This window comes from Halomonas sp. 707D4 (assembly GCF_024158685.1).
In the GTDB taxonomy this organism is placed as follows: Bacteria; Pseudomonadota; Gammaproteobacteria; order Pseudomonadales; family Halomonadaceae; genus Vreelandella.
Window position 1 is genome coordinate 1 of the sequence record NZ_JAMZBD010000167.1, and the last position, 6,253, is coordinate 6,253.

6 protein-coding genes and 2 tRNA genes are annotated in these 6,253 nt (G+C 59.6%); 2 read left to right on the forward strand and 6 right to left on the reverse strand.

All coding sequences use genetic code 11. The features are described from left to right. The 3 genes from BIS11_RS08875 to sdhC form a co-directional block, all read right to left on the reverse strand. The coding region (locus tag BIS11_RS08875; protein ID WP_253585940.1) for an FAD-binding protein at window positions 1-966 on the reverse strand (966 nt) is incomplete at its 3' end. Between the two features lie 3 nt (window positions 967-969). Beyond that, window positions 970-1,317: a succinate dehydrogenase, hydrophobic membrane anchor protein gene (sdhD, locus tag BIS11_RS08880; protein WP_253421742.1), complete on the reverse strand. Its 348-nt coding sequence runs from the start codon at window positions 1,315-1,317 to the stop codon at window positions 970-972. Beyond that, complete coding sequence (sdhC, locus tag BIS11_RS08885; RefSeq protein WP_253421745.1) at window positions 1,311-1,688, reverse strand: succinate dehydrogenase, cytochrome b556 subunit; 378 nt, start codon at window positions 1,686-1,688, stop codon at window positions 1,311-1,313. Before sdhC ends, sdhD begins: the two co-directional genes overlap by 7 nt. A 488-nt stretch (window positions 1,689-2,176) precedes the next feature. Between sdhC and gltA the strand changes: the two genes are divergently transcribed. Next, entirely contained in the window at window positions 2,177-3,466 is a 1,290-nt protein-coding gene (gene gltA / locus BIS11_RS08890) for a citrate synthase (RefSeq protein WP_253421747.1), read from the forward strand. 533 nt (window positions 3,467-3,999) lie between these two features. Here gltA and BIS11_RS08895 read toward each other — a convergent pair. The 3 genes from BIS11_RS08895 to gltX all read right to left on the reverse strand — a co-directional run bounded on the left by BIS11_RS08895 (window position 4,000) and on the right by gltX (window position 5,777). Further along, window positions 4,000-4,075: transfer RNA gene (locus tag BIS11_RS08895), tRNA-Glu, on the reverse strand. 30 nt (window positions 4,076-4,105) lie between these two features. Next, a tRNA-Ala gene (locus BIS11_RS08900) sits at window positions 4,106-4,181 on the reverse strand. Between the two features lie 117 nt (window positions 4,182-4,298). Next, a complete protein-coding gene (gltX, locus tag BIS11_RS08905; RefSeq protein ID WP_253421749.1) occupies window positions 4,299-5,777 on the reverse strand; it encodes a glutamate--tRNA ligase in 1,479 nt (492 codons plus the stop codon). A gap of 275 nt (window positions 5,778-6,052) precedes the next feature. On the opposite strand from gltX, the gene BIS11_RS08910 reads away from it, so the two are divergent. Beyond that, the coding region (locus BIS11_RS08910; RefSeq protein WP_253585941.1) for a helix-turn-helix domain-containing protein at window positions 6,053-6,253 on the forward strand (201 nt) is incomplete at its 3' end.

Genomic DNA, 6,253 nt, shown 5'->3' on the forward strand with positions numbered 1-6,253 from the left:
TTCACCCAGGTGGTCGAGCTTGAGGAAGACGTGGTCGCCCTTGTCGCCGCAGCCGCGGCCCTCGAGGATCTCCATGACCATGGAGCGCGCGACCACGTCGCGGCCGGCCAGATCCTTCGCGTTCGGGGCGTAACGCTCCATGAAGCGCTCGCCATCCTTGTTGACCAGGTAGCCACCCTCGCCGCGGCACCCTTCGGTGACCAGCGTGCCGGCACCATAGATACCGGTCGGGTGGAACTGCCACATCTCCATGTCCTGCATCGGGAAGCCGGCGCGCAGCGCCATGCCGATGCCGTCGCCGGTGTTGATCAGCGCGTTGGTGGTGGAGGCGTAGATCCGGCCCGCACCGCCGGTGGCCAGCACCGTCGCCTTGGATTTCACGTGGACCACTTCGCCGGTCTCGATGCACATGGCGATACAGCCGACCACGTCACCGCTGGCATTCTTGACCAGGTCCACCGCGTACCACTCGTTCAAGAACGTGGTGTTGTTCTTGAGGTTGTTCTGGTAGAGCGTGTGCAGAAGCGCGTGGCCGGTACGGTCGGCGGCGGCACACGTGCGCGCGGCCTGACCGCCTTCACCGAAGTTCTTGGACTGGCCGCCGAAGGGGCGCTGGTAGATACGACCGTTGTCGAAGCGCGAGAACGGCAGACCCATGTGCTCGAGCTCGAATACCGCTTTCGGGCCTTCGGAACACATGTACTCGGCGGCATCCTGGTCGGCGATGTAGTCGCCGCCCTTGACGGTGTCGTACATGTGCCAGCGCCAGTCGTCGTTCGGGTCGGCGGAGGCGATCGCGCAGGTGATACCCCCCTGGGCGGAAACGGTGTGAGAGCGTGTCGGGAACACCTTGGACAGTACCGCGGTCTTCTTGCCGGACTTGGCGAGTTCCAGAGCGGCACGCAGGCCAGAGCCACCGCCACCGATGATGATGGCGTCAAACGTCAGGCTACGAAGGTTAGACATGGATTAAGCTCCCCACAGAATTTGGATGCCCCAGACCAGGTAGACAAAGATGGCCAGAATGATGAGCGTCTGGGCCGCGACACGCAGCCGGGTGGACTTGAGGTAGTCGGTGGTGACGGTCCACAGGCCGATCCAGGCGTGCGCTGCCAGCGAGATGAAGGCCAGAAGCGAGAAGATGCGCATCCAGATCTGGCTGAAGAGCCCGCTCCAGGTGTAGTAGTCGAGCCCGGGATTGAACAGCAGATAGCCCACGATGAACAGCGTGTAGAGCGCCAGGATCACGGCCGAGACGCGCTGCATCAGCCAGTCGGACAGGCCGCTGCGACCGAAACTTGTGATGTTGGTTACCATACCCAGACTCCTGCCAGAATGATCAGAACCGCGCTCACCACCACGGTGATCTGCGCCTTTTGCACGCTACCTTCCAGGGTGACACCGATATCGGCATCCATCAGCAGGTGCTTGATGCCGGCCACGAAGTGGAAGGCCAGCGCGGACAGAAGGCCCCAGGCGACGAGCTTGGCGAGCAGGTTGTTCGCCAGCGCATCGCGCACGGCATCGAATTCGGCCGGTGAGGAGAGGGATTTCCCCAGTGCCCAGAAGGCGAAGATCAGGCCGACGAACAGGATGACACCGGTGATGCGGTGCGTGATCGACGTCAACGCCGGCAGGGGAAAATGAATGGTCGAAAGGTCTAGGTTTACGGGTCGTTTGCTATTCACGGCGTTATACACACTCTCTTGGCCCACTCTGCAAAGGTTCGGGCTTACCCCGAGCGGGCGGTGGTTGCTGGAAGGGGCTCGGCCGTTGCCAAGTCGGACACGACCACCTATCTGCCGGTCGCGCGCCGGGGATTATAAGAACCTTCGCTTCCGCTTACAAACCAAACGCAAGCCTAACTCCACTAAGACAATGAAAATGCCCGGCAGGTGGAGTCGATTTTGCGTTGCAGCATGTTTATAGTGTCAACGAGCCGACCGGTTTAGTAAGCCTGTTAACAGCTACAGTCTATTACGTCTTCGAGGCAGTCGTTCGGCTCATCTAAAAATTAGACAAAAATACAAACCCCGAATAAATTTGTACAAATATAGTTGATATTAAGGCTAATTGACAAAAAGTCGCACGCTTCTATAGTAGGCGAGCCTTTTCGCCGGCGCGGTATGCGAAACAACGACTTTACGTCCCAAACCGAATTCGAAAGGAGGCCTTCATGGCTGACAGGAAAGCGACATTGACGGTAGACGGTCTGGACAAGCCGATCGAACTACCCATGTATTCCGGCACATTAGGCCCAGACGTTATCGATGTACGAGGCCTCGGTGCAGAGGGCCTGTTCACCTACGACCCCGGCTTCATGGCCACCTCTTCCTGCCAGTCCGCCATCACCTACATCGATGGCGGCAAGGGCATGCTGCTTCACCGTGGTTACCCCATCGACCAGTTGGCCAAGGAGTCCAACTTCGTCGAGCTCTGCTATACCCTGCTGTTCGGCGAACTGCCTTCCGACGAGCAGTACGCGGATTTCGAGACGCGCATTCGCAACCACACCATGGTCCATGACCAGATCAACAACTTCTTCAAGGGTTTCCGCCGCGACGCGCACCCGATGTCGATCCTGTGCGGCGTGGTGGGTGGCCTGGCGGCCTTCTACCATGACCACATGGACATCACCCAGGAAGAAGACCGGGTCATCAGCGCCATCCGTCTGATCGCCAAGATGCCCACGCTCGCCGCGATGTCGCACAAGTACAACGTCGGTCAGCCCTTCAACTACCCGCGCAACGACCTGAGCTATGCAGAGAACTTCCTCTACATGATGTTCAGCAACCCCTGCGAGGAGTACAAGATCAACCCGGTCTACGCCAAGGCGATGGACCGTATCTTCATGCTCCACGCGGATCACGAGCAGAACGCCTCCACCTCCACGGTGCGCCTGGCGGGCTCGACCGGTGCCAACCCGTTCGCCTGCATCAGCGCGGGTATCGCGGCGCTCTGGGGTCCGGCCCACGGCGGTGCCAACGAAGCGGTGCTGAACATGCTCGACGAGATCGGCGACGACTCCGAAGAGAACATTCAGCGTTTCATCGACAAGGCCAAGGACAAGGACGACCCGTTCAAGCTGATGGGCTTCGGTCACCGGGTCTACCGCAACTTCGACCCGCGCGCCAAGGTGATGAAGGAGAGCTGCGACGAGGTACTGGCGGAACTCGGCATGGCCGACGACCCGCAGCTCAAGATCGCCAAGCGCCTCGAGCAGATCGCGCTGGAAGACGAGTACTTCATCGAGCGCAAGCTCTACCCGAACGTCGACTTCTACTCCGGCATCATCTTGAAGGCGATGGGCATTCCGACCAACATGTTCACCGTGATCTTCGCCGTGTCGCGTACCATCGGCTGGATCTCGCACTGGCATGAAATGCTCAGCGAGAGCTACAAGATCGGCCGTCCGCGTCAGCTCTACACGGGCCACGACAAGCGCGACTACCCGACCAAGAAGTAAGTCTCGCCGATTCGACGCGAAGGCCGCCCCAGGGCGGCCTTCGTGCATTCAGGAGGCTTTTCGAGCAGCGCACCCTCACCTCTCACTGAACTCGTCACTTTCGCTTTTGAACAGCACCAGGCTCGCTCGATGCGATGAAAGAGACCCCGTATCGCGACCATTTTTTGCTTGACAAGGCGGGCCAAAAGCAAAGAAAAATGTTTTCCACACTATCTGTGGATAACCCTGTTCACAACCACACAGAAACATCCCGCAATCGCCATGAACAGTGGCTTGGCTTTAGATTGATCACTTTTTGATCTAACATAAGCCATTGTTTTAATTAAATAAATTTTAAAAGGCTGATTTCATGAAGAGTTAGCCGCCCCTTGTGTACAACCCCGCCCAAGGAACAGCAAAAGTGGACAAGTCAAGCGCAAAAAGGCAAAAAATTCGGTCTGAAAGACGTATCAAAGGCAGCAATAATTCTCGCCATACCCTAACGGGTTGCGATGAAAAATTATCAAAAGATAAGAGATAGAGCAGAAGAGATGTGGCGTCCCATAAGGGGTTCGAACCCTTGTTACCGCCGTGAAAGGGCGGTGTCCTGGACCACTAGACGAATGGGACGTTTTACATCGTGCGCTTGCGCGCTTGAGTTGGTGGAGCCTAGCGGGATCGAACCGCTGACCTCAACACTGCCAGTGTTGCGCTCTCCCAGCTGAGCTAAGGCCCCGTGTCGTGAAGACGATGCGTATAGTACTGATTAGGCTCGCCTTCGTCAACCCAAAATGCGCCAAATCCCGCAATGGGATCTGGCGCAGCACGCGTCGGGCGATAATGCCCTTCTCGGTTACAGCGCCCGGTACTCCTTCTCGAAGCGCTTGGCCTGCTTTTTCGAGACGCCGCCCAGCACTTCGAGGGCGTGGCGCAGGCGTGCTCGGGTCACGTCCGAACCGAGGATCGCCATGGCATCCATGACCGAGGTGCTGGTGCTCGATCCGGTCACGGCGATGAACACCGGCGCCAGAAACGCCTTCATCTTGAGATCGAAGACGCCGGCCAGGGCCTGAACCTCGGCCAGCAGCGCTTCCTTGTTCCAGGCCGGCAGCGTCTCGAGGCGCCACACCAGAAACTGCAGAAGCCGCACGAGCTCTTCGCGCTCGAGCTTCACGCCTTCGAAATCCGCCTCCGTGATGGCGGGCAGGCCCGAGAAGAAATGCCCGGCCAGCGGCATGACCTGGGAGAGCGTTTCCACCCGCGGGCGCACCTGAGGCAATATCTGGCGCACGTACTCCTCGTTGAAGGCCCACTCCCTGAGCGCGGCCAACAGCGCGTCGTCGTCCAGATCCTCACGAATGTAGAGGCCGTTGAGCCAGGTCAGTTTCTCCAGGTCGAACACCGGCCCGCCGAGCGAGACGCGCTGGATGTCGAAGACGCCCATCATCTCCTGGAGAGAGAACTTCTCGCGCTCGTCCGGCATCGACCAGCCCATGCGGCCGAGGTAATTGGTCACCGCCTGGGGCAGAAAGCCCATGCGGCGATAGTAGTTGATCGAGGTCGGGTTCTTGCGCTTGGAGAGCTTCGACTTGTCCGGATTGCGCAAAAGCGGCATGTGGCAGAGTACCGGCATGTCCCAGCCGAAGTACTCGTAGAGAAGCTGATGCTTGGGCGCGGAGTTGATCCACTCTTCCCCGCGCAGCACGTGGGTGATGCCCATCAGGTGATCGTCCACCACGTTGGCCAGATGATAGGTCGGCATGCCGTCGGACTTTATCAGGATCTGGGCATCCACCTGGGCCCAGTCCACCTCGATGGTGCCGCGCAGCAGATCCTCGATCACGCAGACGCCGTCGCTCGGCACGTTCATGCGCACCACGAACGGCCAGCTCTCCGCTTCGCGGCGTGCCTGCTCCTCGGGCGACAGCGCCAGATCCGCCGGCTTGAGCGCCAGGTGCAGGCCAGCCTCCTTGCGTGACTCGCGCAGCGCATCGAGCTCTTCGCTGGTGCGGTAGCACTTGAAGGCGTGGCCGGCGTCGATCAGCTCCTGAGCGTAGCGCGCGTAGATCTCGCCGCGCTCGCTCTGGCGGTAGGGGCCGTGAGGGCCGCCGACGTCCGGGCCCTCGTCCCACTCGATGCCGAGCCAGCGCAGCGAATCCAGAATCATCTGCTCGGACTCGGCGGTCGAGCGTACCCGGTCGGTGTCCTCGATGCGCAGGATGAATTCGCCGCCGTGCTGGCGAGCGAAGCAGAGGTTGAACAGCGCGATGTAGGCGGTGCCGACGTGGGGGTCGCCCGTAGGCGAGGGCGCGATACGCGTACGTACGGTCATCAAGATATCCTTTTGGCGTCAGAGCGTGGCGCCATTATACGCGCCCATCTACCATCCATCAGTATGCGTGGGGAACATCTTTGGCCGAAAAGCGTCCGAATGAAAGTTGCTAAGGATATAGCGGTGGGCGCTCAAGTCGCTTTGCTATTTCGAGCGTTCTACCTATGATGCATGGCCGTGCGCGAAGCCCCGAGCGATCGCGTACGGCGTACCGCCGTTGGCAACGATGAACGTTCATCACACGAGTTTGTTTGGCTCATCAATGGGAAAACATAATGGAATCGCTAGGCTCACGTATCAAGCAACTCCGGCAGCGGGTGAAGCTTAACAAAGCCGCCCTGGCCCGGAAGGTTGGCGTGTCGGATGTGACTATCTCGTACTGGGAGTCCGGTGCGATCAAGCAGATCGGGCACGAGCGCCTAGTGGCGCTGGCCGACGCACTGGACTGTTCGCTGGCGACGCTGCTGGAAGGCGAC